26 protein-coding genes are annotated in these 24,213 nt (G+C 60.5%); 24 read left to right on the top strand and 2 right to left on the bottom strand.

Annotated features, from left to right (window positions below; translation table 11 throughout):
• Nucleotides 1-32: 32 nt before the first annotated feature.
• Genes tsaD through FHT93_RS22470 form a run of 5 tightly spaced genes read left to right on the top strand, consistent with a single transcriptional unit; the run spans nt 33 to nt 3,504 of the window.
• On the top strand, nt 33-1,130 hold the full coding sequence (tsaD, locus tag FHT93_RS22490; protein WP_113013292.1) for a tRNA (adenosine(37)-N6)-threonylcarbamoyltransferase complex transferase subunit TsaD: 1,098 nt from the start codon (nt 33-35) through the stop codon (nt 1,128-1,130).
• Nucleotides 1,127-2,110, top strand: coding sequence for an NAD(P)H-dependent glycerol-3-phosphate dehydrogenase (locus FHT93_RS22485; RefSeq protein ID WP_113013291.1), 984 nt, complete (start codon nt 1,127-1,129; stop codon nt 2,108-2,110). The genes tsaD and FHT93_RS22485 overlap by 4 nt, the downstream gene beginning before the upstream one ends.
• A 9-nt stretch (nt 2,111-2,119) precedes the next feature.
• Complete coding sequence (locus FHT93_RS22480) at nt 2,120-2,413, top strand: YciI-like protein (protein ID WP_113013290.1); 294 nt, start codon at nt 2,120-2,122, stop codon at nt 2,411-2,413.
• A 5-nt stretch (nt 2,414-2,418) separates the two neighbouring features.
• Nucleotides 2,419-2,850 carry an EVE domain-containing protein gene (locus tag FHT93_RS22475; RefSeq protein ID WP_037101755.1) on the top strand — a complete coding sequence of 144 codons (432 nt, stop codon included), beginning with the start codon at nt 2,419-2,421 and terminating at the stop codon, nt 2,848-2,850.
• A 6-nt stretch (nt 2,851-2,856) separates the two neighbouring features.
• Nucleotides 2,857-3,504 carry a methyltransferase gene (locus tag FHT93_RS22470; protein WP_113013289.1) on the top strand — a complete coding sequence of 216 codons (648 nt, stop codon included), beginning with the start codon at nt 2,857-2,859 and terminating at the stop codon, nt 3,502-3,504.
• On the opposite strand, the gene FHT93_RS22465 is transcribed toward FHT93_RS22470, so the two are convergent.
• Nucleotides 3,501-3,995, bottom strand: coding sequence for a hypothetical protein (locus FHT93_RS22465; RefSeq protein ID WP_113013288.1), 495 nt, complete (start codon nt 3,993-3,995; stop codon nt 3,501-3,503). The two genes, FHT93_RS22470 and FHT93_RS22465, sit on opposite strands and share 4 nt — an antisense overlap.
• Before the next feature lie 302 nt (nt 3,996-4,297).
• Here FHT93_RS22465 and sdhC point away from each other — a divergent pair, with 302 nt between their 5' ends.
• The 19 genes from sdhC to FHT93_RS22370 all read left to right on the top strand — a co-directional run bounded on the left by sdhC (nt 4,298) and on the right by FHT93_RS22370 (nt 23,120).
• Complete coding sequence (gene sdhC / locus FHT93_RS22460) at nt 4,298-4,690, top strand: succinate dehydrogenase, cytochrome b556 subunit (RefSeq protein ID WP_112545617.1); 393 nt, start codon at nt 4,298-4,300, stop codon at nt 4,688-4,690.
• Between the two features lie 11 nt (nt 4,691-4,701).
• Nucleotides 4,702-5,082, top strand: a complete 381-nt coding sequence (gene sdhD, locus FHT93_RS22455; protein WP_112545616.1) for a succinate dehydrogenase, hydrophobic membrane anchor protein — start codon at nt 4,702-4,704, stop codon at nt 5,080-5,082.
• A gap of 7 nt (nt 5,083-5,089) precedes the next feature.
• Nucleotides 5,090-6,931: a succinate dehydrogenase flavoprotein subunit gene (gene sdhA / locus FHT93_RS22450; RefSeq protein ID WP_113013287.1), complete on the top strand. Its 1,842-nt coding sequence runs from the start codon at nt 5,090-5,092 to the stop codon at nt 6,929-6,931.
• Between the two features lie 15 nt (nt 6,932-6,946).
• Nucleotides 6,947-7,726 carry a succinate dehydrogenase iron-sulfur subunit gene (locus tag FHT93_RS22445; protein ID WP_112545614.1) on the top strand — a complete coding sequence of 260 codons (780 nt, stop codon included), beginning with the start codon at nt 6,947-6,949 and terminating at the stop codon, nt 7,724-7,726.
• Complete coding sequence (locus FHT93_RS22440) at nt 7,723-8,547, top strand: nucleotidyltransferase domain-containing protein (RefSeq protein ID WP_183849539.1); 825 nt, start codon at nt 7,723-7,725, stop codon at nt 8,545-8,547. Before FHT93_RS22445 ends, FHT93_RS22440 begins: the two co-directional genes overlap by 4 nt.
• Nucleotides 8,548-8,684: 137 nt before the next feature.
• Entirely contained in the window at nt 8,685-9,191 is a 507-nt protein-coding gene (locus tag FHT93_RS22435; RefSeq protein WP_112970822.1) for a protease inhibitor Inh/omp19 family protein, read from the top strand.
• Nucleotides 9,192-9,239: 48 nt separating this feature from the next.
• Entirely contained in the window at nt 9,240-10,403 is a 1,164-nt protein-coding gene (gene zapE, locus FHT93_RS22430) for a cell division protein ZapE (protein WP_183849537.1), read from the top strand.
• Nucleotides 10,404-10,577: 174 nt separating this feature from the next.
• Entirely contained in the window at nt 10,578-11,540 is a 963-nt protein-coding gene (mdh, locus tag FHT93_RS22425; protein WP_007822364.1) for a malate dehydrogenase, read from the top strand.
• Between the two features lie 36 nt (nt 11,541-11,576).
• Nucleotides 11,577-12,770, top strand: a complete 1,194-nt coding sequence (gene sucC, locus FHT93_RS22420) for an ADP-forming succinate--CoA ligase subunit beta (RefSeq protein WP_112545612.1) — start codon at nt 11,577-11,579, stop codon at nt 12,768-12,770.
• A gap of 8 nt (nt 12,771-12,778) precedes the next feature.
• Entirely contained in the window at nt 12,779-13,270 is a 492-nt protein-coding gene (locus FHT93_RS22415; RefSeq protein ID WP_183849535.1) for a DUF1579 family protein, read from the top strand.
• Nucleotides 13,271-13,283: 13 nt separating this feature from the next.
• Nucleotides 13,284-14,186, top strand: a complete 903-nt coding sequence (gene sucD / locus FHT93_RS22410; RefSeq protein WP_112545610.1) for a succinate--CoA ligase subunit alpha — start codon at nt 13,284-13,286, stop codon at nt 14,184-14,186.
• Nucleotides 14,187-14,353: 167 nt separating this feature from the next.
• A complete protein-coding gene (locus FHT93_RS22405) occupies nt 14,354-17,338 on the top strand; it encodes a 2-oxoglutarate dehydrogenase E1 component (protein ID WP_112545609.1) in 2,985 nt (994 codons plus the stop codon).
• Between the two features lie 18 nt (nt 17,339-17,356).
• Nucleotides 17,357-17,674, top strand: a complete 318-nt coding sequence (locus FHT93_RS22400; protein WP_183849533.1) for a YciI family protein — start codon at nt 17,357-17,359, stop codon at nt 17,672-17,674.
• A gap of 31 nt (nt 17,675-17,705) precedes the next feature.
• The gene (odhB, locus tag FHT93_RS22395; protein ID WP_183849531.1) at nt 17,706-18,956 is read left to right on the top strand and encodes a 2-oxoglutarate dehydrogenase complex dihydrolipoyllysine-residue succinyltransferase; all 1,251 of its coding nucleotides are present in this window, start codon (nt 17,706-17,708) and stop codon (nt 18,954-18,956) included.
• Between the two features lie 15 nt (nt 18,957-18,971).
• Entirely contained in the window at nt 18,972-19,712 is a 741-nt protein-coding gene (locus FHT93_RS22390) for a DUF4241 domain-containing protein (RefSeq protein ID WP_183849529.1), read from the top strand.
• A complete protein-coding gene (locus tag FHT93_RS22385) occupies nt 19,712-20,239 on the top strand; it encodes a hypothetical protein (RefSeq protein ID WP_183849527.1) in 528 nt (175 codons plus the stop codon). Before FHT93_RS22390 ends, FHT93_RS22385 begins: the two co-directional genes overlap by 1 nt.
• The gene (locus FHT93_RS22380; RefSeq protein WP_113115398.1) at nt 20,236-20,988 is read left to right on the top strand and encodes an SDR family oxidoreductase; all 753 of its coding nucleotides are present in this window, start codon (nt 20,236-20,238) and stop codon (nt 20,986-20,988) included. The genes FHT93_RS22385 and FHT93_RS22380 overlap by 4 nt, the downstream gene beginning before the upstream one ends.
• A gap of 125 nt (nt 20,989-21,113) precedes the next feature.
• Entirely contained in the window at nt 21,114-22,517 is a 1,404-nt protein-coding gene (gene lpdA, locus FHT93_RS22375; RefSeq protein WP_183849525.1) for a dihydrolipoyl dehydrogenase, read from the top strand.
• 87 nt (nt 22,518-22,604) lie between these two features.
• Nucleotides 22,605-23,120, top strand: coding sequence for a cytochrome b/b6 domain-containing protein (locus tag FHT93_RS22370; protein WP_246781705.1), 516 nt, complete (start codon nt 22,605-22,607; stop codon nt 23,118-23,120).
• Between the two features lie 6 nt (nt 23,121-23,126).
• On the opposite strand, the gene FHT93_RS22365 is transcribed toward FHT93_RS22370, so the two are convergent.
• Nucleotides 23,127-24,203 (bottom strand): TraB/GumN family protein, encoded by a 1,077-nt coding sequence (locus tag FHT93_RS22365; RefSeq protein ID WP_113115395.1) that lies wholly within the window; start codon nt 24,201-24,203, stop codon nt 23,127-23,129.
• Nucleotides 24,204-24,213 lie beyond the last annotated feature (10 nt).

Raw genomic sequence — 24,213 nt, 5'->3', positions numbered from 1 at the left:
TTAACCCCTATCGCAATCAACGAACAGATTTCATGGCTCCCTTTCTGCGCATCCTCGGCATCGAGACAAGCTGCGACGAGACCGCCGCTGCGGTCGTCGAGCGCGATGCCGAAGGCCGCTCCAATGTCCTGTCGGATGTCGTTCTTTCCCAGCTTGACGAGCATAGCGCCTATGGTGGCGTGGTGCCGGAGATTGCGGCCCGCGCCCATGTCGAGGCGCTGGACGACCTGATCGACGAAGCCCTGAAGCGCGCCAATGTGTCGCTCTCGGATGTCGACGCGATTGCCGCGACATCGGGGCCCGGCCTGATCGGGGGGCTGCTTGTCGGGCTGATGACCGGCAAGGCGATCGCCAAGGCGGCGGGCAAACCCCTTTATGCCGTCAACCACCTGGAAGGCCATGCGCTGACGGCGCGGCTGACGGATGGTCTTTCCTTTCCTTATCTGATGCTGCTCGTTTCCGGTGGCCATACGCAGCTCATTCTCGTGCGGGGCATCGGCGAGTACGAGCGCTGGGGCACGACGATCGACGATGCGCTGGGTGAGGCTTTCGACAAGACGGCGAAACTGCTCGGCCTTCCCTATCCCGGCGGGCCGGCGGTGGAGAGGATGGCGCAGTGTGGCAATGCCGATCGCTTCAATTTCCCGCGGCCGCTCGTTGGCGAAGCGAGGCTCGATTTTTCCTTCTCGGGCCTGAAGACGGCCGTGCGCCAGGCGGCGACCGAGATCGCGCCACTGACGGATCAGGATGTCGCCGATATCTGCGCCTCCTTCCAGAAGGCGATTTCCCGCACGATGAAAGATCGCATCGGCCGCGGCCTGCAGCGATTCAAGGCGGAATTTCCGGACCTTCCCGAAAAGCCGGCGCTGGTGGTGGCCGGCGGCGTCGCAGCGAACCAGGAGATCCGCAGCACGCTTCAGGCGCTCTGCGACAAGAATGGCTTCCGTTTCATCGCGCCGCCTCTTCACCTCTGCACCGACAACGCCGTGATGATTGCCTGGGCCGGACTTGAGCGCATGGCGAAGGGCGTAGTGCCAGACGATCTCGATGTGCAGCCGCGCTCGCGGTGGCCGCTCGATTCCAAGGCCGGGACCGTGCTCGGATCCGGAAAGCGGGGAGCCAAGGCATGAGCGAACGGATCGCTGTGGTCGGATCGGGAGCTTTCGGTACGGCGCTTGCATCCGTCATCGCGCTCACAGGCCGCAATTCGGCAATTCTCGTCGGCCGCGATCCCGCGCTAATCGAAGATCTCAGGTCGGAACGGCTTCATGACGCTGTTCTGCCTGGCATCCCTTTGCCGGAAACGCTGGAATTCTCCGCCGACGCAGATGCGATCGGCGATGCGGGCATTGTCCTCTTTGCCATGCCGTCACAAGCGCAGGCGGATGCCGCACGGCAATATGGTCCTTATCTGGCCAAGGATGCCGTCCTGGTCACCTGCGCAAAGGGCATCGAACGGCAAACAGGTGCGCTGCTGACCGACATGCTGGAGCGGGAATTGCCCGATCATCCGGTTGGCGTACTCTCCGGCCCGGGCTTTGCCGCCGATATCGCCAAGGGGCTGCCGACGGCCATGGCCATCGCCGCGGCCGACATGCAGGTTGCCGAACGGCTGGCACAGGCGATCTCCGGCCGCACCTTCCGCCTCTATGCCTCGGCAGACCGCATCGGTGTGCAGCTTGGCGGTGCGTTGAAGAATGTACTGGCGATTGCCTGCGGTATTGTCGAAGGCGCCGGCATTGGCGATTCGGCGCGCGCGGCACTGATTGCCCGCGGGCTTGCCGAGATGTCACGCTTCATCGTCGCCAAGGGCGGCAATGCCGATACGGCGCGCGGGCTTTCCGGCCTCGGCGATCTGGTGCTGACGGCAACCAGCCATCAGTCGCGTAACCTGCGCTTCGGCATTGCGCTCGGACGCGGCGAAAAGGTCGATCCTTCGCATGGCGAGTTGGTGGAAGGGGCCTTTGCTGCTGCAGTTGCCGCACGACTTGCCGAGGAGCTCGGCGTCGAGATGCCGATTACCGACGCCGTTTCCGCGATCATAGACGGCAGGCTCGGCATTTCCGAAGCCATCGAACAATTGATGACACGCCCGATTACGACCGAATAGGAGACAGACATGCTTTTCGCCCTTCTCTGCAAGGACAAGCCCGGCCATCTCAATGTGCGCATGGAAACGCGTGCGACCCATCTGGATTATCTCAACAAGCTGAATGCCGAAGGCAAACTCGCCATGGCTGGCCCGTTTCTCGATATGGAAGGCAAGCCGAATGGCAGCCTCGTGATTGTCCATGCCGAAACGGCTGACGATGCCACGGCGCTCGGCGCTGCCGACCCCTATGCATTGGCCGGCCTTTTCGAAAGCGTCGAGGTGAAGCCCTTCAACTGGGTCTTCAACAAGCCGGAGGCTTGAGGGCGATGGCGCATTGGCTTTATAAATCCGAGCCCGCGGCCTGGTCCTGGGAACAGCAGAAGGCGGCCGGCGAGAAGGGCACAGAATGGACCGGTGTGCGCAACTACCTCGCGCGGAACAACATGCGGGCCATGCAGATCGGCGACAAGGGTTTCTTCTACCATTCCAATGACGGGCTGGAGATCGTCGGTATCGTCGAAGTCTGCGCCCTCTCGCATCCGGATTCGACAGCGAAGGGTGACGATCGCTGGGATTGCGTCGATATCCGCGCCGTCATGGACGTGCCGAAGCCGGTGACGCTGAAGGACATCAAGGCAAACGAGAAACTGTCCAAGATGTCGCTGGTCACCTCGATGCGGCTTTCCGTGCAGCCGGTGACCGACGACGAATGGGCCGAGGTCTGCCGCATGGGCGGTTTCGACAACCCGCCGCGCTGAGCAGCTTTGAAAACTGACCCGGAAACCTTCATCCGCGCCAATACCAGCCTGCTTGCGCCGCCGCATGTGCCGGAAATCCAGCTTTATCTGGCCAGCGAAGCTCATGAGCTCTGGCTGAAAACGGAAGAGGAGCTGGAGGCGATCGGCCTGCCGCCGCCTTTCTGGGCCTTTGCCTGGGCGGGTGGTCAGGGGCTGGCGCGCTACGTTCTCGATCAGCCCGAAACGGTCAAAGGAAAGCGCATACTGGATTTCGCGAGCGGTTCCGGATTGGTGGGAATTGCCGCAAGCAAGGCTGGCGCGGCCAAGGTGACGGCCTCCGATATCGATCCGTGGTCACAGACGGCGGTGCGGCTGAATGCGGCCGCCAATTCGGTCTCGCTGGACTTCAACGAGACCGATTTGATTGGTCAGAACGTCGATGCCGATGTGGTTCTCGCAGGCGACGTTTTCTACGACAAATCCTTCGCCGGGGCGCTCGTGCCTTGGTTCGAGACGCTCGCGGCCGAGGGCAAGGACGTGCTGGTCGGCGATCCCGGGCGCACCTATTTGCCAAAGGATAGGCTGGAATTCTGCGCCGTCTATGAAGTGCCCGTCACCCGGGCGCTTGAAGACAGCGAGGTCAAGAAGACGACTGTCTGGCGGTTCAGACCCTAGGGTCTGATGACGCAGACATTGGCTTCATAAGAGCAGGGATCGTCGGCGATGCCGACATCGATCACCTTGGCCTTCGGGGCAAGGTTGCGCTCCGGCCCGGCCAGACGATAGTACCCGTCGCCGCCGACATAGGTCCCGCCATCCGTCTGATAGGCATAGGACGATCCGGCGTAGACGCCGTTGCTCCCGTAATTCTGATCATAATTCTGGGGCTGGGATGTGATGACGACGATGTTGTTGCGGCCGTAACGGCTTGTCCCCGGATAGTTGAACTGCCTGAGAAAAGGGGTGCGCGGGCGATAGCGGATGACGTTGTCGCGTGTGAAATGCAGGCCACTGTCCCAGTGTGTGCGCCTGCCGAGGAAGACGCCGTCATTAAAGCCGTTGTGGCGCGGAAAGCGATGATCGAAGTGGCGTTCTCCAGCTGCGGCTGGCAGTGCTGCCAGCACCGCGATAAGAGCAAGGGCAGCCTTGGGCAGACTGGGAAACATGGACCAAACTCCGAAACGCTAACAAATCGTTAACGCCAGATTGCGCCAAAAGGCCGATGTTGTCCACGCAGGTGTGCAGTCAGGTTAAAAATAGAGCGAAAGAGACGAGTTTCGCGGCCGTGAAAACTTCCCGGTAACGCGAATCGATTAAATTAAAAGCAGGCAGCAATTATGCTTGTCGTCAGGGGTTTCGGTGATTAAACGTCGAGATTGATGCAACGCACACAGAATTTTGTCATTCGTGTGGTTGACTGAGAATGCCCCTGACATCAAGGGCAAAGAGAAGACGCCGCGAGGTTCTGATGGCGAATGTGACAAACCGGCCCCTGTCGCCGCATCTGCAAATTTACAAGCCAATCCCCACCATGGTCATGTCGATCGTTCACCGTATCACCGGTGGCGCTCTCTATTTCGGCACGCTGCTGATTGCCTGGTGGCTGATCGCGGCCGCCACCGGCCAGGCCTATTACGACTGGGCCAACTGGGTGCTTGGCAGCATTATCGGCAAGCTTGTCCTGCTCGGTTACACCTGGGCATTGATCCACCACCTGCTCGGCGGCTTCCGCCACTTCATGTGGGACCTTGGACATGGCTTCGAGAAGGAGTTCTCGACCAAGCTCGCAATCGCCAATATCATCGGATCGCTCTGTCTGACCGTGCTGGTCTGGGTGATCGGCTTCATCATTCGCTTCTGAAGGTCGCACTCATGGATATGCGCACTCCTCTGGGCAAGGTTCGCGGCCTCGGCTCCGCCAAGGAAGGCACCGATCATTTCTGGCGCCAGCGCCTGACGGCCGTCGCCAATGTGCCCCTCATCATCTTCTTCGCCATCTTCATGATCGTCTATGCCGGCGCGCCTTATGCCGACGTGGTTCGAGCGCTGTCGAACCCGTTCGTCGCCGTCATCATGGGCCTGATGGTCATATCCGGCACCATCCACATGAAGCTCGGCATGCAGGTCATCATCGAGGACTACGTTCACGGCGAGATCGGCAAGTTGCTGCTGCTGATGCTGAATACGTTCTTTGCGGTGCTGATCGCAGGCCTCTGTCTCTTCGCCATTCTGAAAATCGCATTCGTAGGATAACCGTATCATGGCAACGTCTTCACCCGCTCAGAATGGGAAGGCCTACACCTATGTCGATCACTCCTATGACGTGATCGTCGTCGGCGCCGGCGGCGCCGGCCTGCGCGCCACCCTCGGCATGGCCGAACAGGGCTTTCGCACGGCCTGCATCACCAAGGTATTCCCGACCCGCTCGCACACGGTTGCCGCCCAGGGCGGTATTGCCGCCTCGCTGCAGAACATGACGCCCGATAGCTGGCAGTGGCACCTCTACGATACCGTCAAGGGTTCCGACTGGCTCGGCGACGTCGATGCCATGCAGTATCTGACCATGGAAGCGCCGAAGGCGGTCTATGAGCTCGAGCATTACGGCGTGCCTTTCTCGCGTAACGAGGAAGGCAAGATCTACCAGCGCCCGTTCGGCGGTCACATGCAGAATTTCGGCGAAGGCCCGCCGGTACAGCGCACCTGCGCCGTTGCCGACCGTACCGGCCATGCCATCCTGCATACGCTCTACGGCCAGTCGCTGCGCAACAACGCCGAGTTCTTCGTCGAATATTTCGCTCTCGACCTCATCATGTCCGATGACGGCAGCCGTTGCACCGGCGTCGTAGCCTGGTGTCTCGACGACGGCACGATCCATCGCTTCGCCGCCAAGATGGTGGTGCTGGCGACCGGCGGTTACGGCCGCGCCTATTTCTCGGCAACCTCTGCCCATACGTGCACCGGTGACGGCGGCGGTATGGTGGCCCGTGCCGGCCTGCCGCTGCAGGATATGGAATTCGTGCAGTTCCACCCGACCGGCATCTACGGTTCAGGCTGTCTGATTACGGAGGGCGCGCGCGGCGAAGGCGGTTATCTCGTCAATTCCGAAGGCGAGCGCTTCATGGAGCGTTATGCGCCGTCGGCCAAGGACCTCGCCTCGCGCGACGTCGTGTCGCGCTGCATGACGCTGGAAATCCGTGAAGGCCGCGGTGTCGGCAAGAACAAGGACCACATCTTCCTGCATCTCGACCATCTCGATCCGGCCGTGCTGCATGAGCGCCTGCCGGGTATTTCCGAGAGCGCCAAGATCTTCGCCGGCGTCGATGTGACCCGCGAACCGATCCCGGTTCTGCCGACCGTCCATTACAATATGGGCGGTATTCCCACGAACTATTGGGGCGAGGTGTTGAACGCCGACAGCTCCAACCCGGAACGCATCATCCCCGGCCTGATGGCCGTCGGTGAAGCCGGCTGCGCCTCGGTTCACGGCGCAAACCGTCTTGGCTCCAACTCGCTGATCGACCTCGTGGTCTTCGGCCGTGCTGCGGCGATCCGTGCCGGCGAGATCATTGATCGCGACGCACCGGTGCCGGCGCTGAACAAGGCTGCCTGCGACAAGATCATGGACCGTTTCGACGGCCTGCGTTACGCCAGTGGCGGCACGCCGACGGCGGTGCTGCGCGAGAAGATGCAGCGCGCCATGCAGGAAGACGCAGCCGTGTTCCGCACCCAGGAATCGCTGGAATCCGGCTGCCGCCGTCTTTCGGAAATCTGGGGCGAACTCAAGGACATCAAGGTCACCGACCGCTCGATGATCTGGAACTCCGACCTCGTCGAGACGCTGGAACTGCAGAACCTGATGGCAAACGCCATCACGACGATCTACGGCGCCGAAGCCCGCAAGGAAAGCCGCGGTTCGCACGCCCGCGAAGACTACACGTCAGGTCCGTTCGCAGGCCGCGACGACGTCAACTGGCGCAAGCACACGCTGGCCTGGGTGAACGAGGCGGGCGACGTGAAGCTCGACTACCGGCCTGTCCACACCGACCTCATCGCAGACGGCATCGATCCCCACAAGATCGAGCCGAAGGCCCGCGTATACTGATCAGAGGAACCTGACATGGTTGAACTCGCTCTCCCTAAAAACTCTCAGATGCGCGAAGGCAAGGTGTGGCCGAAGCCGGCGGGTGCCAAGAACACCCGCGAGTTCCGCGTCTATCGTTGGAGCCCGGATGACGGCCAGAACCCGTCGATCGACACATTCTACATCGATGTCGATGATTGCGGACCGATGGTTCTCGATGCGCTTCTCTACATCAAGAACAAGATCGATCCGACGCTGACGCTGCGCCGTTCCTGTCGTGAAGGCATCTGCGGTTCCTGCGCGATGAACATCGACGGCACGAACACGCTCGCCTGCACCAAGGGGATGGACGACATCAAGGGCACGGTGAAGATCTACCCGCTGCCGCATATGCCTGTCGTCAAGGATCTGGTTCCCGATCTCAGCAATTTCTATGCCCAGCATCGTTCGATCGAGCCTTGGCTGAAGACGGTTTCGCCGACGCCAGCCAAGGAATGGAAGCAGAGCCACGAAGACCGTCAGAAGCTCGACGGCCTCTATGAGTGCATTCTCTGCGCCTGCTGCTCGACCTCCTGTCCGAGCTACTGGTGGAACGGCGACCGTTATCTCGGACCGGCCGTCCTGCTCCAGGCCTATCGCTGGCTGATCGACTCCAGAGACGAAGCGACCGGCGAACGCCTCGACAATCTCGAGGATCCGTTCCGCCTTTATCGTTGCCACACGATCATGAACTGCGCGCAGACCTGCCCGAAGGGCCTGAACCCGGCCAAGGCGATCGCCGAAATCAAGAAGATGATGGTCGAGCGTCGCGTGTGAGTGCTGACGCTTCAGCCGGCATCGAAGGTTTTGATTCCGAGGCGGTCGCCGAAATCCGTTCGCGGCTTGCCTCTGTCAAACAACAGGGTATCCGCATCGGTTTTGCGATCGAAAGCGGAAGCCGTGCCTGGGGCTTTCCCTCACCCGACAGCGATTATGATTGCCGTTTCGTCTATGTCCGTCCGGTCGCCGACCATATCGGACTGATCTCGCATCGGGATGTGATCGAGTTTCCGATCGTGGGTGATATCGACACTGGCGGTTGGGATCTGCGCAAAGTGCTGCTGCTCGCCCTCAAAGGCAATGCCGTTGTCGTCGAATGGGTAAAATCGCCAATCGCCTATGAAGAGGAGCCCGGATTTCGCAGCCGTCTTTCCAACGTGCTTGACGAGATCATGTTGCCGCCGAAGCTCGCGCTGCACTATGTCGGTCTGCTGCGCAGTCACTGGCAGACACATGGGGACGGTCCGATAAAGCTCAAGAAGCTGCTTTATGCGATCCGTCCGGCAATTGCGCTCGAATGGATGCACTCGAATGGGTTTCAGAAACTGCCGCCGATGAACATGATGCAATGTCTGGCCGCAGTCACCATCGATGAGGACTTCCGCAAGGCGATTCATGAATTGGTGATCGTCAAAGGCCGGACGCGCGAGATGGGCGAGGGCCTGCCGCCCAAGCGCATCCAATCCTTTCTCGCGGCATCAATTGAGCGTTATCAGGACCTCGCCGAGCAAATCAAACTTGATCAGGGAGCGGACGCCCGGGCACAACACCTTGCTGACATATTTTACCAGCAAGAAGTCCGGCGAGCGGTTGGTTGAATTGTGCCGGCTTCGCCATAGGTGTCTCGAAGGCTGATTTGTATTGTGCTGACTTGATTAACCAAAGTGAAATACGGTAATTCGAACCCAGAATTGAAATATCTCTGCGGTTGAGGCGGACATTCGGGAGCTTGATGATGCAGTTGCGATATGTGGTGACGGGTCTAACGGCCGCTCTGGCCTTGGCGGGATGCCAGCGCACCTCATATGATTACAGCAGTAACAGTGCGCCTCCGCCGCTGACGGCGCAGCCGGTACCTTCCGTACAGGGCGGCCAGCTGCCTCCTCCGGCCGGGCAGTTTCCTGCCGCCCCGACCTCGACGGCGCCGATGGCGGGTGTCCAGCCGGGTGGTGCTGCACCAGCGACTTCGCTTGATGTCACCAAGGAATCGATGGTCGGCAGCTGGCGTGTCAACGGCACCTGCGACATGTTCCTGACGCTCACCAATCTCGGCAGCGGATCGCGCGGCGGTACGCGCGGTTGCGTCGGCGAGTTGACAGCCATGGGCTCCTGGGAAGTGTCCGGCAAGCAGGTTCTGCTCAAGGACCGCAGCGGCAACCAGATCGGTTCCGTCTACAAGGTTGCCGACAACAGCTTCAATGGCCAGACCTCGACCGGGCAGCCGATCACCCTCAGCCGGTAAGTCAGTCCGGCGGGGTTCCGCCGGTTACGCATAGGCGGACAAGCCCTCATGCAGCCAATGCCAGACTATTCGCTCAGCGTCACCGAGCAGCTCAAATCGCTGACCGCATCGGGGACGTTGCAGGTTGATTCTGCCCAGATGGATGTGGCCAAGTGCCTCGACCGGATACTTGCCGCTCTCAAGCAGAAGCGGCCTGCGGCCAAGAGCAGCGCACTCGGTTGGTTATTCGCATCCAAGAAGAAGGCGGAGGCCGGCATCAAGGGCCTCTATATCCATGGCAGCGTCGGGCGCGGCAAGACGATGCTCATGGACATGTTCTTCCAGATGGCGCCATGCCGGAAAAAGCGGCGCGCGCATTTTCATGAGTTCATGGCCGATGTGCACAATCGCATCGCCGCCCATCGGCAGAAGCTGAAGAACGGCGAAACGAAGCAGGCCGATCCTATGCCGCCTGTCGCCGCCGCTCTTTTCGAGGAAGCGGAGCTGCTCTGCTTCGACGAATTCACCGTCACCGATATCGCCGATGCGATGATCCTATCGCGGCTGTTTTCCGAGCTCTTTGCGCGCGGCTGCGTGCTGGTGGCGACCTCGAATGTCGAGCCTGACAATCTCTACAGGGATGGCCTCAATCGCGGCCTCTTCCTGCCCTTCATCGATCTCCTGAAGAAGCATGTCGAGATCGTCACGCTCGATTCGCCGACCGATTACCGGATGGAGAAGCTGAACAGCCAGCCGGTCTATCTCGTGCCGATCGATGAGCGCACCGACATGGCGATGGATGCGTCGTGGACGCAGGCGCTGCACGGCCGCAAGGCCTTGCCGACGCAGATCGCTATGAAGGGACGAGCGATCGATGTGCCGCTCGCCGTCGATCGCATGGCGCGCTTCTCCTTCTCGGATCTCTGCGAAAAACCGCTGGGCGCCGCCGATTTCCTGGCCATCGCGGAGCGCTTCGATACGATCTTCCTTGATCACATTCCCTTGCTCGGCCCTGAAAAGCGGAACCAGATCAAGCGCTTCATCATTCTGATCGATACGTTCTACGATCACGGCGTCCGCCTTTGCGTTTCCGCTGCCGCCATGCCTGAAGATCTGCTCGCCGAAAGGCGCGGAACCGAAGGTTTTGAATTCGATCGCACGGTGTCTCGCCTTTTCGAAATGAGAAGCGCCGAATATCTCGCAGCGCATCATCAACAGCGGGCTGCCCAGTAACACTTTGGTGACAATTGATCTTACGTTTACGTAAGAATTTTGATATCTAAACGATTGAAATTGTTGCACCAAAAATAATGCATTGCCATTTTTTGGCTTTAGGTCTATGCGATTGCGACATTGGGCGATGCCCGCGCGTCGCCCGACGGATTTTGATCGCAAAGGAAAAGCGAAATGGCGCGTAACAAGATCGCACTCATCGGTTCTGGCATGATTGGTGGCACGCTGGCGCATCTCGCCGGCCTGAAGGAGCTGGGCGATATCGTTCTCTTCGACATTGCCGACGGCATTCCCCAGGGCAAGGGTCTCGATATCGCACAGTCCTCCCCGGTCGAAGGCTTCGACGCCAACCTGACCGGCGCCAGCGACTATTCCGCCATCGAAGGCGCTGACGTCTGCATCGTCACTGCCGGTGTTCCGCGCAAGCCGGGCATGAGCCGCGACGACCTTCTCGGCATCAATCTCAAGGTCATGGAGCAGGTCGGCGCCGGCATCAAGAAGTATGCCCCGAACGCTTTCGTGATCTGCATCACCAACCCGCTCGACGCCATGGTCTGGGCGCTGCAGAAGTTCTCCGGCCTTCCGGCCAACAAGGTCGTCGGCATGGCCGGCGTTCTCGACTCCTCGCGCTTCCGTCTTTTCCTCGCCAAGGAATTCAACGTTTCCGTTCAGGACGTCACGGCCTTCGTTCTTGGCGGCCACGGCGACACGATGGTGCCGCTCGCCCGCTATTCGACCGTCGGCGGCATTCCGCTGACCGACCTCGTCACGATGGGCTGGGTCACCAAGGAACGCCTCGAAGAAATCATCCAGCGCACTCGTGACGGCGGCGCCGAAATCGTCGGCCTTTTGAAGACCGGTTCGGCCTATTACGCTCCGGCTGCTTCTGCGATCGAAATGGCTGAATCCTACCTCAAGGACAAGAAGCGCGTTTTGCCCTGCGCTGCTCACCTGACCGGCCAGTACGGCGTCAAGGACATGTATGTCGGCGTTCCCACCGTTATCGGTGCCGGTGGCGTCGAGCGCATCATCGAGATCGATCTCAACAAGACCGAGAAGGAAGCCTTCGACAAGTCCGTCGGCGCTGTCGCCGGTCTTTGCGAAGCCTGCATCAACATCGCGCCCGCTCTCAAGTAATCGGTGCGCTGACGTTATCGAAATAGGGATAAACCCATGAACATTCATGAATATCAGGCCAAGGCTCTGCTGAAGGGCTATGGCGCGCCGGTCGCGCAGGGTGTGGCTATCCTCAAGGTTGAAGAAGCCGAGGCTGCCGCCAAGTCGCTTCCCGGTCCACTTTATGTGGTCAAGAGCCAGATCCATGCGGGCGGCCGCGGCAAGGGCAAGTTCAAGGAACTCGGCCCGGATGCCAAGGGCGGCGTTCGTCTCGCCAAGTCGATCGACGAAGTCGTTGCTCATGCCAAGGAAATGCTCGGCAATACGCTGGTGACCGCACAGACCGGTGAAGCCGGCAAGCAGGTCAACCGCCTCTATATCGAAGATGGCGCCGACATTGCCCGCGAACTCTATTGCTCGCTCCTGGTCGACCGCTCGGTCGGCAAGGTGGCCTTCGTCGTGTCGACCGAAGGCGGCATGGACATCGAAGCTGTCGCCCACGACACGCCTGAGAAGATCCACACGATTGCGATCGATCCGGAAGCAGGCGTTACGGCTGCCGACGTTGCCGCGATCTCGAAGGCGCTGCAGCTCGATGGCGCGGCCGCAGAAGATGCCAAGACGCTCTTCCCGGCGCTCTACAAGGCGTTCGGCGAAAAGGACATGGCCCTGCTCGAGGTCAATCCGCTGATCGTCATGAAGGACGGCCATCTGCGCGTCCTCGATGCCAAGATGTCCTTCGATGGTAACGCGCTGTTCCGTCACGACGACGTCAAGACGCTGCGCGACGAGACGGAAGAAGACGCCAAGGAAATCGAGGCCTCCAAGTGGGATCTCGCTTACGTGGCGCTAGACGGCAATATCGGCTGCATGGTCAACGGTGCTGGCCTTGCCATGGCGACGATGGACATCATCAAGCTCTACGGCAAGGAGCCGGCGAACTTCTGCGACGTCGGCGGTGGTGCCGGCAAGGAGAAGGTTGCTGCAGCCTTCAAGATCATCACGGCAGACCCCAAAGTCGAAGGCATTCTCGTCAACATCTTCGGCGGCATCATGAAGTGCGATGTCATTGCCGAGGGCGTCATTGCCGCGGTCAAGGAAGTCGGTCTCAAGGTTCCGCTCGTGGTTCGCCTCGAGGGCACCAATGTTGAGCTCGGCAAGAAGATCCTGAACGAGTCGGGTCTGGCCATTACGGCTGCCGACGATCTGGATGACGCGGCCAAGAAGATCGTCGCTGCGATCAACGGTTGAGAACGGTCATGGCTTCCCAGTCCACGCCCAGTGCTGCTCATTTCCGCCTGGAGGCCTTTGCCGGCCTCTGGGAAGGGGAAGAGCATGTCGCGGCTTCGGCCTGGACGAAGGAAGGCAAAGCCAGCGCTTCGCTCTCCGGCGAGGCGCTGTTCGGCGGGTTTTTCGTCGAGCAATCCTACCGCCAGATGCGTGACGGAGAAATTTCCTTCGAAGCCCGCAATGTTTTTGGCTTCGACAGTTCGGACCAGAGCTACAAGCTCTACCAGTTCGACAGCGTCGGTTTTGCTCCGCCCTCACCGGCTTCCGGCGCGTGGAATGGCAATGAACTGGTGCTGATGAAGGCTTCGCCGCGCGGCAGACAGCGCACCGTATTCACATTTGAAAATGAAGACTGCTACCGGATGGGCGTCAGCTTTTCGCCTGCAGGCAGCGATACTTGGCAGGAGGTCGTCAGCGGCACCTATCGTCGCGCGTCCCTCACGTCTTCCAACCTCTCCTAAACAAAGGCCTCGCATGTCCATTCTCGTCAACAAAGACACCAAGGTTCTGGTTCAGGGCCTAACCGGCAAGACCGGCACGTTCCACACCGAACAGGCGCTCGCTTACTACGGCACGCAGATGGTCGGTGGTATTCACCCGAAGAAGGGTGGCGAAACCTGGACCGGCTCCAAGGGCGAAAGCCTGCCGATCTTCGCAACTGTTGCCGAGGGCAAGGAAAAGACCGGCGCCAACGCGTCCGTCATCTATGTTCCGCCGGCAGGTGCCGCCGATGCGATCATCGAAGCGATCGACGCCGAGATCCCGTTCATCACCTGCATCACCGAAGGCATTCCGGTCATGGACATGGTTCGCGTCAAGGCCCGCCTCGACCGTTCCAAGTCGCGTCTGCTCGGACCGAACTGCCCGGGCATCCTGACGCCGGAAGAATGCAAGATCGGCATCATGCCGGGCTCGATCTTCCGCAAGGGTTCCGTTGGTATCGTTTCCCGCTCGGGCACGCTGACCTACGAAGCCGTCTTCCAGACCTCCAATGAAGGTCTCGGCCAGACGACGGCAGTCGGCATCGGCGGCGACCCGGTCAAGGGCACCGAGTTCATCGACGTGCTCGAAATGTTCCTGGCCGACGAAGCCACGACCTCGATCATCATGATCGGCGAAATCGGCGGCTCGGCTGAAGAGGACGCGGCACAGTTCCTCAAGGACGAAGCCAAGAAGGGCCGCAAGAAGCCGATGGCCGGCTTCATCGCAGGCCGTACCGCGCCGAAGGGCCGCACCATGGGCCATGCCGGTGCTGTTGTTTCCGGCGGCAAGGGCGATGCGGAATCGAAGATCGCGGCAATGGAATCGGCAGGCATCAAGGTGTCGCCATCTCCGGCCCGCCTCGGCAAGACGCTGGTTGAAGTCCTCAAGGGCTAATCCAACTTATATACCCCGGGCGGAGGAACGGCATCCCGGCCTCCGCCCGGCTCTTCATTTCAAAGCGGATGCGCCGCGGACAGGCGGCAATCGGAATGCGGCAGCCGGCGATGAAGCCGGCAAATTCATCTAAGTCAGGAGGCGGGCGGAAGCGTCCGCGTAACACCATGGCACGGCAAGAAGCCAACGAGCAATTTCAGATCACCTCGTTTTTGGATGGCGCCAACGCTGCCTATATCGAGCAGCTCTACGCCCGTTATGAAGACGATCCCAACTCGGTAGACGACCAGTGGCGGTCTTTCTTCAAGGCGCTTGAAGAAGACCCCGCTGATGTGAAGAAGGCGGCCAAGGGCGCTTCCTGGCGCAAGAAGAACTGGCCGCTGCAGGCAAGCGGCGATCTGGTCTCGGCGCTGGATGGCGACTGGGGCATCGTCGAAAAGGTCATCGAGACCAAGGTCAAGGCGAAGGCCGAAGCCGCTGGCCAGCCGGCAAATGCAGCCGATGTGCTGCAGGCGACGCGCGATTCCGTCCGCGCCATCATGATGATCCGCGCCTATCGCATGCGTGGCCACCTGCATGCCAAGCTTGATCCGCTCGGCATCGCCGCCCCGGTAGATGATTATCACGAGCTTGCGCCTGAAAATTACGGTTTCACGGCTGCAGATTACGATCGCAAGATCTTTATCGACAACGTGCTCGGTCTCGAATACGCGACCATTCGCGAGATGATCGAGATTCTCGAGCGCACCTATTGCTCGACGCTCGGCGTCGAATTCATGCATATCTCCAATCCGGAAGAAAAGGCATGGATTCAGGAACGTATCGAAGGTCCGGATAAGGGCGTTGCCTTCTCGGCCGAAGGCAAGAAGGCGATCCTCGCCAAGCTCGTCGAAGCCGAAGGCTACGAACAGTTCCTCGATGTCAAGTTCAAGGGCACCAAGCGCTTCGGCCTCGACGGCGGTGAATCGCTGATCCCAGCGCTCGAACAGATCCTGAAGCGCGGCGGCCACCTCGGCCTCAAGGAAGCCGTGTTCGGCATGGCCCATCGCGGCCGCCTGAACGTGCTCTCCCAGGTCATGGGCAAGCCGCACCGCGCGATTTTCCACGAGTTCAAGGGCGGTTCCTACGCGCCGGACGAAGTCGAAGGTTCTGGCGACGTGAAGTACCATCTTGGCGCTTCCTCCGACCGTGAATTCGATGGCAACAAGGTGCATGTCTCGCTGACCGCGAACCCGTCGCATCTCGAAATCGTCGACCCTGTCGTCATGGGCAAGGCCCGCGCCAAGCAGGACATGAGCGCTACGGTGTGGGACGGCGATATCATCCCGCTGTCCGAGCGCGCCAAGGTTCTGCCGCTCCTGATTCACGGCGACGCGGCCTTTGCCGGCCAGGGCGTCATTGCCGAAATCCTCGGTCTTTCCGGTCTTCGCGGCCACCGCGTTGCCGGTACGATGCATGTCATCATCAACAACCAGATCGGCTTCACGACGAACCCGGCCTTCTCGCGCTCGTCGCCCTATCCGTCCGACGTTGCCAAGATGATCGAGGCGCCGATCCTGCACGTCAACGGCGACGATCCGGAAGCCGTCGTCTACGCAGCCAAGATCGCGACCGAATTCCGCATGAAGTTCCACAAGCCTGTGGTGCTCGACTTGTTCTGCTATCGCCGCTACGGCCACAACGAAGGCGATGAGCCGTCGTTCACGCAGCCGAAGATGTACAAGGTCATTCGCGGCCATAAGACGGTTCTGCAGCTCTATGCTGATCGCCTCGTCCGCGAAGGCCTGCTTACGGACGGCGAAGTCGAAAAGATGAAGGCCGACTGGCGCGCGCATCTCGAGCAGGAATTCGAGGCCGGCCAGCACTACAAGCCGAACAAGGCCGACTGGCTGGACGGCGAGTGGTCGGGCCTGCGCACCGCAGACAATGCCGACGAACAGCGCCGCGGCAAGACCGCCGTGCCGATGAAGACGCTCAAGGATATCGGCCGCAAGCTGTCGGAAATTCCTGATGGCTTCAACGCGCACCGCACGATCCAGCGCTTCATGGAAAACCGCGCTAACATGATCCAGAGCGGCGAGGGCCTCGACTGGGCAATGGCGGAAGCACTTGCTTTCGGCTCGCTCGTTGTCGAAGGCCACAAGATCCGGCTCTCCGGCCAGGATTGCGAACGCGGCACCTTCTCGCAGCGCCATTCGGTTCTCTATGATCAGGAAACCGAAGAACGCTATATCCCGCTGGCAAACCTGTCGCCGACGCAGGCCCGTTACGAAGTCATCAACTCGATGCTTTCGGAAGAAGCCGTTCTCGGCTTCGAATACGGCTATTCGCTCGCTCGTCCGAATGCGCTGACACTCTGGGAAGCCCAGTTCGGCGACTTCGCCAACGGTGCGCAGGTCGTGTTCGACCAGTTCATCTCTTCCGGCGAACGCAAGTGGCTGCGCATGTCGGGTCTCGTCTGCCTGCTGCCGCACGGCTATGAAGGTCAGGGTCCGGAACATTCGTCGGCCCGTCTGGAGCGTTATCTTCAGCTTTGCGCTGAAGACAACATGCAGGTCGCCAACGTCACGACACCGGCGAACTACTTCCACATCCTGCGCCGGCAGCTGAAGCGCGACTTCCGCAAGCCGCTGATCCTGATGACGCCGAAGTCGCTGCTGCGCCACAAGCGCGCGGTCTCGACGCTTGCCGAAATGGCCGGTGAATCCTCCTTCCATCGTCTCCTGTGGGACGATGCCGAGGTCATCAAGGACGGCCCGATCAAGCTGCAGAAGGACGCCAAGATCCGTCGCGTCGTCATCTGCACCGGCAAGGTCTATTACGACCTTCTGGAAGAGCGTGAAAAGCGCGGCATCGACGACATCTACCTGCTGCGCATCGAACAGCTCTATCCGTTCCCGGCCAAGGCGCTCATCAACGAGCTGTCCCGCTTCCGGAACGCGGAAATGGTCTGGTGCCAGGAAGAGCCGAAGAACATGGGCGCCTGGTCGTTCATCGACCCGTATCTGGAATGGGTTCTTGCTCATATCGATGCGAAGTATCAGCGCGTTCGCTACACCGGCCGCCCGGCCGCCGCTTCGCCGGCAACGGGCCTGATGTCCAAGCACCTGTCGCAGCTCGCAGCATTCCTCGAGGATGCGCTGGGCGGCTAACAAAAAGGGGGAAGCGCGATGGCATATTTCTTCATGAAACTTGTGCCGCCGCGCTCCACGTTCCCGCACGACGGGACCGGGGAGGAGATGGCGGCGATGAAGCGCCATGCCGAATATTGGCACCAGAACGCTCTTGCGGGATCGGCGATTGCCGTCGGCCCCGTCTTCGCGGGCGATGGGGCATTCGGCATCGCGGTCGTCGAGGCTGCGGACCAGGTGGCGGCACAGGCGCTTGCCGATGCCGACCCGATCGTCTCTTCCGGCCTCGGTTTCCGTTTCGATGTCTCGCCAATGCCCTCAATCATTCTCCGGCCGCAAACCGGGACCGCTATCTAACACGATAACAAGCACAATCAGGATTTGAACAATGGCCACAGAAATCCGCGTTCCAACACTCGGTGAATCCGTCAGCGAGGCAACCGTCGGCACCTGGTTCAAGAAGGTCGGCGACGCCGTCAAGGCTGACGAGCCCATTCTCGAGCTTGAAACCGACAAGGTGACCATCGAAGTTCCGGCGCCGGCATCCGGCACGCTCTCGGAAATCGTCGCCCAGGCTGGCGAGACGGTTGGTCTCGGCGCGCTTCTCGGCCAGATCGCCGAAGGTGCGGCCGCCGCTGCTGCGCCCGCTGCCGCCGCCCCGGCTGCAGCACCTGCGGCTCCGGCCCCGACGCCGGTTGCTCCGGCAGCAGCTGCCGCTGCTCCCGCCGCGTCGGTATCGTCCATGCCGCCGGCTCCGGCTGCGGCAAAGATGCTCGCAGAAAACAATCTGTCGGCCGAGCAGGTCGATGGCAGCGGCAAGCGCGGTCAGGTTCTGAAGGGTGATGTCATCGCCGCCGTCGCCAAGGCTGCCGCCGCTCCGGCCGCTGCTGCTCCGGCGGCACCCGTTGCCGCGCGCGGCCCGTCGACGGTCGAAGATGCTGCCCGCGAAGAGCGCGTGAAAATGACGCGCCTGCGCCAGACGATCGCCAAGCGCCTGAAGGATGCACAGAACACGGCTGCCATGCTCACCACCTATAACGAGGTGGACATGAAGGCCGTCATGGACCTGCGCAACAAGTACAAGGATGTCTTCGAGAAGAAGCACGGCGTGAAGCTCGGCTTCATGGGCTTCTTCACCAAGGCCGTCACGCATGCCCTGAAGGAACTGCCGGCCGTCAACGCCGAAATCGACGGCACCGACATCATCTACAAGAACTACTGCCACGTCGGCATGGCTGTCGGCACGGACAAGGGCCTCGTCGTCCCGGTCATCCGCGACGCCGACCAGATGTCGATTGCCGAAGTCGAGAAGGAACTTGGCCGTCTCGCCAAGGCAGCTCGTGACGGTTCGCTCTCGATGGCCGAAATGCAGGGCGGCACCTTCACCATCACCAATGGTGGCGTTTACGGTTCGCTGATGTCCTCGCCGATCCTCAATGCACCGCAGTCGGGCATTCTCGGCATGCACAAGATCCAGGAACGTCCGGTCGCCATCGGCGGTCAGGTCGTCATCCGCCCGATGATGTATCTGGCGCTCTCCTACGATCACCGCATCGTTGACGGCAAGGAAGCCGTGACCTTCCTCGTGCGCGTCAAGGAAAGCCTGGAAGATCCGGAACGTCTGGTTCTGGACCTCTAAGCGGAGCGATCTGCCATGCGAGACCGGATCATGCGAGCGGCAGGCGCAGCATTCTGTGCCATGGTTGCCTTCATGCCGGTCTCGGCTCTCGCTTTCGACGTGAACAAGGCGAGCAGCAATTTCGACCTCGTGTCGCTTAGCGATGCGGAGCTTTCCGCACGCTCTCTCAAGACGGTTGATATGGGCAATGTCGAGCTCACGTCCGGCCATATCGTCGCCGCTGATCCGCTGGCGCAGCCGGACCGGCCGGCCTTCGCAAGAACGGTTCCTGCAGGCGACTATCCGGTGCGGCTCTATGAGGCTTTCGGGCGTGTTGCCGCCGCCAGCATGCGTTTCGGCGAAGGCAAGCCCGATCATTGGGAGCTTGCGACCGTTCCCGGTCAGGATATCGCGACGCTCAAGGATGACGAGATCTTCGGCTACCCCGTCGATGCAGGCCTCGGCAGCTACATGGATGCCGATACGCTCGATCTGATCGGGGAGCGCGAGCAACAGGTGCAGACCCAGAAGCCCGATTCCGACGCGAATTACTATAACGACGTGCTCGCCCCGGAGCTTGATGCCAACAAGGGTGTCTATGCCCTGCACCGGCCAGTGACCGGCAAGAAGGGCAATGTCGCGATCTTCTGGAGCGGCTCGGGCGACGGCTTCTATCCGGTGTTCTGGGGCATGGACAAGGAAGAGCATCCACTGGTGCTGCTGACGGATTTCCAGGTCATCGAAAACGCCGACGGGCGCAGAAGGCCGAACCTATAATGAGTGGGGAGCACATGGCGATGAAACGGAAAGGTCTGGCAGCGATCGTCATCGCCGCACTGTCCTGCGCGCCGGTTTCCGCCGTCGCTGCCGAGTGCAAGCAGGCCAGCGCGATCTATGGAGATCGTGATGGCGCCTATGAACTGCGCTTTTCGCCGATTACCTCCGAGGCCATGACCTCGACCCATCAGTTCAAGCTCAGCGCGTTGAAGAGCCCGGTCGTCATGAATGGCTATGTCATGTCCTCCGACGATCCGGAGCGGACCATGGGCATGGTGATGTTCAACTGCCCGGATGGCGATGTCACCGGTGCCGATCTCGATGCCTGCATGGTCTGGCAGGGCTTCGTTTATCGCGCAAGCGCCAATGGCGGGCTCGATAATCTGCAGTCCGGCGACAGCCCGGCGGCGGAGAAGATCGTCTTTCCCGGCCTCGGCCCGGCGATACGCCAGTCTTCGGCCTGGGGTGACGGCAAGGCAAAGGTCGCGCCGTGGGATGTTCTCGATTTCAAGGGATGTGCACAATGACTGATGGTCCCGTTCTGCTCGTGACCGGCGGCAGCCGCGGCATTGGTGCTGCCGCTTGCCTGGTTGCTGCGCGCCATGGCTGGCGTGTTGCGGTGAACTACGCCTCGAACGAGGATGCGGCAAATGCCGTCGTTTCAGAGATCAAGAAGGCCGGCGGCGACGCGATCGCGATCAGGGGTGATGTCGGCAATGCCGCCGATATCGTCTCGATGTTCGAGGTGGTCGACAAGCATTTTGGGCGACTGGACGGGCTGGTGAACAATGCCGGTATCGTCGACTACACCGCGCGTGTCGATGAAATGTCGGCCGATCGTCTCGAACGGATGATGCGGATCAATGTAACCGGCTCCATCCTTTGTGCCGGTGAGGCGGTGAGGCGCATGTCCTCCAGGCATGGCGGGCAGGGCGGCGTGATCGTCAATATCTCCTCGATGGCGGCTGTCATTGGCGGGTCTACACAGTATGTCGACTATGCCGCCTCCAAGGCAGCCATCGACACCTTCACGATCGGGCTCTCCAGGGAAGTCGCGGCCGAAGGCATCAGAGTGAATGCGATCCGCCCCGGCATCATCGAGACGGATATCCATGCCTCCGGCGGGCAGCCGGACAGGCCGAAAGAAATGGCTTCATCGATCCCGATGAAGCGAGCCGGAGAGGCGGAAGAGGTGGCCGATGCAATCGTCTACCTGCTGTCGCCGTCGGCATCCTACATAACAGGCGCGATCCTCAATGTGAGCGGCGGGCGCTAAAGCACGTCGCGCAAAAGTGCGCAGCGGTTTTGCGGTAACGACATGCGACAACAAGAACTTAAAGCGCGGCAAGCGAATCTGAAAGATCGCGACACGCTTTAATCAATAACGTAAAGGGAAAAGCAATGTCCTATGATGTGATTGTTATTGGAACCGGCCCCGGCGGTTATGTCGCGGCAATCAAGGCCGCGCAGCTCGGCCTCAAGGTCGCAGTCGTGGAAAAGCGCGCGACCTATGGCGGCACCTGCCTGAATGTCGGCTGCATTCCATCCAAGGCACTGCTGCACGCTTCGGAAATGTTCCACGCAACACATCACATGGAAGAGCTCGGCATCGAAGTCGCTGCTCCGAAGCTCAATCTCGACAAGATGCTGGCGCACAAGGATGCGACCGTGAAGTCCAATGTCGACGGTGTTGCTTTCCTCTTCAAGAAGAACAAGATCGATGCGTTCCATGGCACCGGCAAGATCGTCTCCGCCGGCAAGGTTTCCGTGACCGCCGAAGACGGCTCGGTTCAGCAGATCGAGGGCAAGAACATCGTCATCGCCACCGGGTCCGACGTCGCCGGCATTCCGGGCGTGAAGGTCGATCTCGATGAGAAAATCATCGTATCCTCCACCGGCGCCATTGCGCTGGAAAAAGTGCCTGAAACGATGATCGTCGTCGGGGGCGGTGTCATCGGTCTCGAGCTCGGTTCGGTTTGGTCGCGCCTTGGCGCAAAGGTGACCGTCATCGAGTTTCTCGACAAGATCCTCGGCGCGATGGATGCCGATGTCTCCAAGCAGTTCCAGCGCATGCTCGGAAAGCAGGGTATCGATATCAAGCTGAACTCCAAGGTGACCGGTGTCGAAAAGGCTGAAAAGGGCGCCAAGGTGACATTCGAGCCGGTCGCAGGTGGTGCGGCCCAGACGCTCGAAGCCGATGTCGTGCTGATCTCGACCGGCCGCATTCCCTACACGGCGGGCCTTGGCCTGGAAGAGGCCGGCGTCAAGCTCGACAATCGTGGCCGCGTCGAAATCGACGGCCACTTCAAGACCAATGTCGATGGCATCTACGCTATCGGCGACGTTGTGAAGGGACCGATGCTGGCGCACAAGGCCGAAGACGAAGGTGTGGCGCTTGCCGAAATCCTCGCCGGCCAGCACGGCCACGTTAATTACGACGTCATTCCGAGCGTCGTCTATACGCAGCCGGAAGTCGCTTCCGTCGGCAAGACCGAGGAAGAGCTGAAGGCCGCCGGTATCGCCTACAAGGTTGGCAAGTTCCCGTTTACGGCAAACGGCCGTGCCCGTGCGATGCTGGCAACCGATGGTTTCGTGAAGATCCTGTCGGACAAGGAAACCGACCGCGTGCTCGGCGGCCATATCGTTGGCTTCGGTGCCGGCGAGATGATCCACGAGATTGCCGTGCTGATGGAATTCGGTGGTTCAGCCGAAGACCTCGGCCGCACCTGCCATGCGCATCCGACCATGTCTGAGGCCGTGAAGGAAGCAGCACTCGCCGCCTTCTTCAAGCCGATCCATATGTAAGATTAAATATCAGCAATCATTCATAATGCCGCTTGCCTTCGGGCGGGCGGCATTTTCATTTGGTAGGCAAGATCTGCCGACTATTTGATGAGAGACAAGAAAATGGGTGATCGTGTCGTTGTCGGTTACAGCCTCTCCCAACGGTTCCTCCACTGGGTGACCGTACTCCTGGTCCTCTTCAATCTTCTATTTCCTGACGGCATGAATACGTGGCGGCGGCTTGTCCGCCATGGCGGCACGCCGTCGCCGGAACAGATCGCTTCAGCCAACATCCATGCCTATGTCGGTATCGCGATCCTGATCGTGACGATCCTCAGGCTCACCCTGCGCTTCGTGCAGGGTGTACCGCCCGAAGCTGCGGAGGAGCCGACGATCTTTCGGCTCGCTGAGCGGCTGGTGCATGCGAGCCTCTATCTGTTGTTGCTCGCTCTGCCTGCTTCAGGCATTGCGGCCTATTATTTTGGTGTCGAGGCACTGGGCTCACTGCATGCTGACGTCCTGAAGCTCGTTCTCTGGATCGTCATCGTCACGCATGTCTTCGGCGCGCTGGTTCATCAGTTTTACTGGAAGACTGATGTCTTGCGGCGAATGACTGCCGGCTAAAGGCGGTCAGTTAACCGCGGTGACGGTGAAGCCCTGCTGGCGCAGCAATTCGATGACGCCTTCCTTGCCCGGCAGGTGAAGGGCGCCGACGGCCATGAAGACGTTGCCGTTGGCGAGGATCGGTGCGGCACGTTCGGCCATCACCTTGTTGCGGTCGAGGATGATGCGTTGCTCGAAGGCGGCATAATCGCTGTCTTCTTCGCTGCCTTCGGGCGTGACGGTCTTCAGCATGGGCATGGTCATGCCGATATCGCCGGAGAGATAAATGTCGGTCATGGTCTCGACGACATCATTCATCTTGGCTCCGAGTTCCAGAGTTTCGATCAGCGACTTCAGATGAAACTCGGTCGGTAGCTCGGCCATGGCCTGCAACTGTTCGGCCAGGGTTTCGAGCCCCTTGACCTGTTTGCCTTCCGTGGCCGCATCGGCTGCGATCTTCTGGTCGAGAAACTGCACGCCCTTGGCCTTGCGGGCCATTTCACAGGCGGGAAGAGCGACGGCGCTTGCGATCATCCAGGGACGCATGCGCGAAACGGCCGAGAGCGGGATGCCGCGCTGCTTCAGTCCGTCCTCGAGGCGGGTATAGTCCTCGGGCGAAAGAAGCTTTTCGATAGTCGTGCCGTCCGTGAACATCATCAGGTCCGGCCTCATCAGAAGCGATGCAGTGGCCTTCTTCTCATCGAGGATTTCGTCGGATTCAATGACGATCGTGTCGGCGCCATCATGGGCTTCCTGCGCGCGGGGCGGCAGGTTCAGGACGCGTGGATCGGTGACGTGCATGGTGCCGAGGAGCCAGGAGGGCTTAAGACCGGGCTTCTCGATCTTCCAGAAAATACCTTTGCCGTTCGGGGTGGCATCTGCCTCTTTCACCGCCTCGGCATAGCGGGCCGGTTCGTTCTGCTGCAGCTCGCTGAGAAGGTCCTTTCCGCCGCAGCTGTCTTCAGCGGCATCGGCCGGCGTGACCGAGAAGATGACTGCAAGCAATGCGGCGGCCAGCAGCATGTGAAAGGCGGCGATCAGCCAGAGCAGGATATTGCCCGACTGCGCGATGTGGAAAGTGCGGTGGCCGATGGATATCGTCATGATGGTAATC

The organism is Rhizobium sp. BK379 (genome assembly GCF_014193955.1).
Taxonomy (GTDB): domain Bacteria; phylum Pseudomonadota; class Alphaproteobacteria; order Rhizobiales; family Rhizobiaceae; genus Rhizobium.
This window is presented reverse-complemented; position numbering and strand designations above follow the sequence as displayed.

Bases quoted from the DNA above. Each gene is read 5' to 3' on its own strand.
- FHT93_RS22390 (WP_183849529.1), top strand. From the start codon at position 18,972: ATGCGAGACCGGATCATGCGAGCGGCAGGCGCAGCATTCTGTGCCATG.
- tsaD (WP_113013292.1), top strand. From the start codon at position 33: ATGGCTCCCTTTCTGCGCATCCTCGGCATCGAGACAAGCTGCGACGAG.
- FHT93_RS22445 (WP_112545614.1), top strand. From the start codon at position 6,947: ATGGTTGAACTCGCTCTCCCTAAAAACTCTCAGATGCGCGAAGGCAAG.
- odhB (WP_183849531.1), top strand. From the start codon at position 17,706: ATGGCCACAGAAATCCGCGTTCCAACACTCGGTGAATCCGTCAGCGAG.
- FHT93_RS22475 (WP_037101755.1), top strand. From the start codon at position 2,419: ATGGCGCATTGGCTTTATAAATCCGAGCCCGCGGCCTGGTCCTGGGAA.
- zapE (WP_183849537.1), top strand. From the start codon at position 9,240: ATGCAGCCAATGCCAGACTATTCGCTCAGCGTCACCGAGCAGCTCAAA.
- sucD (WP_112545610.1), top strand. From the start codon at position 13,284: ATGTCCATTCTCGTCAACAAAGACACCAAGGTTCTGGTTCAGGGCCTA.
- FHT93_RS22485 (WP_113013291.1), top strand. From the start codon at position 1,127: ATGAGCGAACGGATCGCTGTGGTCGGATCGGGAGCTTTCGGTACGGCG.
- FHT93_RS22385 (WP_183849527.1), top strand. From the start codon at position 19,712: ATGAGTGGGGAGCACATGGCGATGAAACGGAAAGGTCTGGCAGCGATC.
- FHT93_RS22365 (WP_113115395.1), bottom strand. From the start codon at position 24,203: ATGACGATATCCATCGGCCACCGCACTTTCCACATCGCGCAGTCGGGC.
- FHT93_RS22465 (WP_113013288.1), bottom strand. From the start codon at position 3,995: ATGTTTCCCAGTCTGCCCAAGGCTGCCCTTGCTCTTATCGCGGTGCTG.
- lpdA (WP_183849525.1), top strand. From the start codon at position 21,114: ATGTCCTATGATGTGATTGTTATTGGAACCGGCCCCGGCGGTTATGTC.
- sdhA (WP_113013287.1), top strand. From the start codon at position 5,090: ATGGCAACGTCTTCACCCGCTCAGAATGGGAAGGCCTACACCTATGTC.
- FHT93_RS22415 (WP_183849535.1), top strand. From the start codon at position 12,779: ATGGCTTCCCAGTCCACGCCCAGTGCTGCTCATTTCCGCCTGGAGGCC.
- FHT93_RS22405 (WP_112545609.1), top strand. From the start codon at position 14,354: ATGGCACGGCAAGAAGCCAACGAGCAATTTCAGATCACCTCGTTTTTG.
- FHT93_RS22370 (WP_246781705.1), top strand. From the start codon at position 22,605: ATGAGAGACAAGAAAATGGGTGATCGTGTCGTTGTCGGTTACAGCCTC.
- sdhC (WP_112545617.1), top strand. From the start codon at position 4,298: ATGGCGAATGTGACAAACCGGCCCCTGTCGCCGCATCTGCAAATTTAC.
- sucC (WP_112545612.1), top strand. From the start codon at position 11,577: ATGAACATTCATGAATATCAGGCCAAGGCTCTGCTGAAGGGCTATGGC.
- sdhD (WP_112545616.1), top strand. From the start codon at position 4,702: ATGGATATGCGCACTCCTCTGGGCAAGGTTCGCGGCCTCGGCTCCGCC.
- FHT93_RS22480 (WP_113013290.1), top strand. From the start codon at position 2,120: ATGCTTTTCGCCCTTCTCTGCAAGGACAAGCCCGGCCATCTCAATGTG.
- FHT93_RS22435 (WP_112970822.1), top strand. From the start codon at position 8,685: ATGCAGTTGCGATATGTGGTGACGGGTCTAACGGCCGCTCTGGCCTTG.
- FHT93_RS22400 (WP_183849533.1), top strand. From the start codon at position 17,357: ATGGCATATTTCTTCATGAAACTTGTGCCGCCGCGCTCCACGTTCCCG.
- FHT93_RS22380 (WP_113115398.1), top strand. From the start codon at position 20,236: ATGACTGATGGTCCCGTTCTGCTCGTGACCGGCGGCAGCCGCGGCATT.
- mdh (WP_007822364.1), top strand. From the start codon at position 10,578: ATGGCGCGTAACAAGATCGCACTCATCGGTTCTGGCATGATTGGTGGC.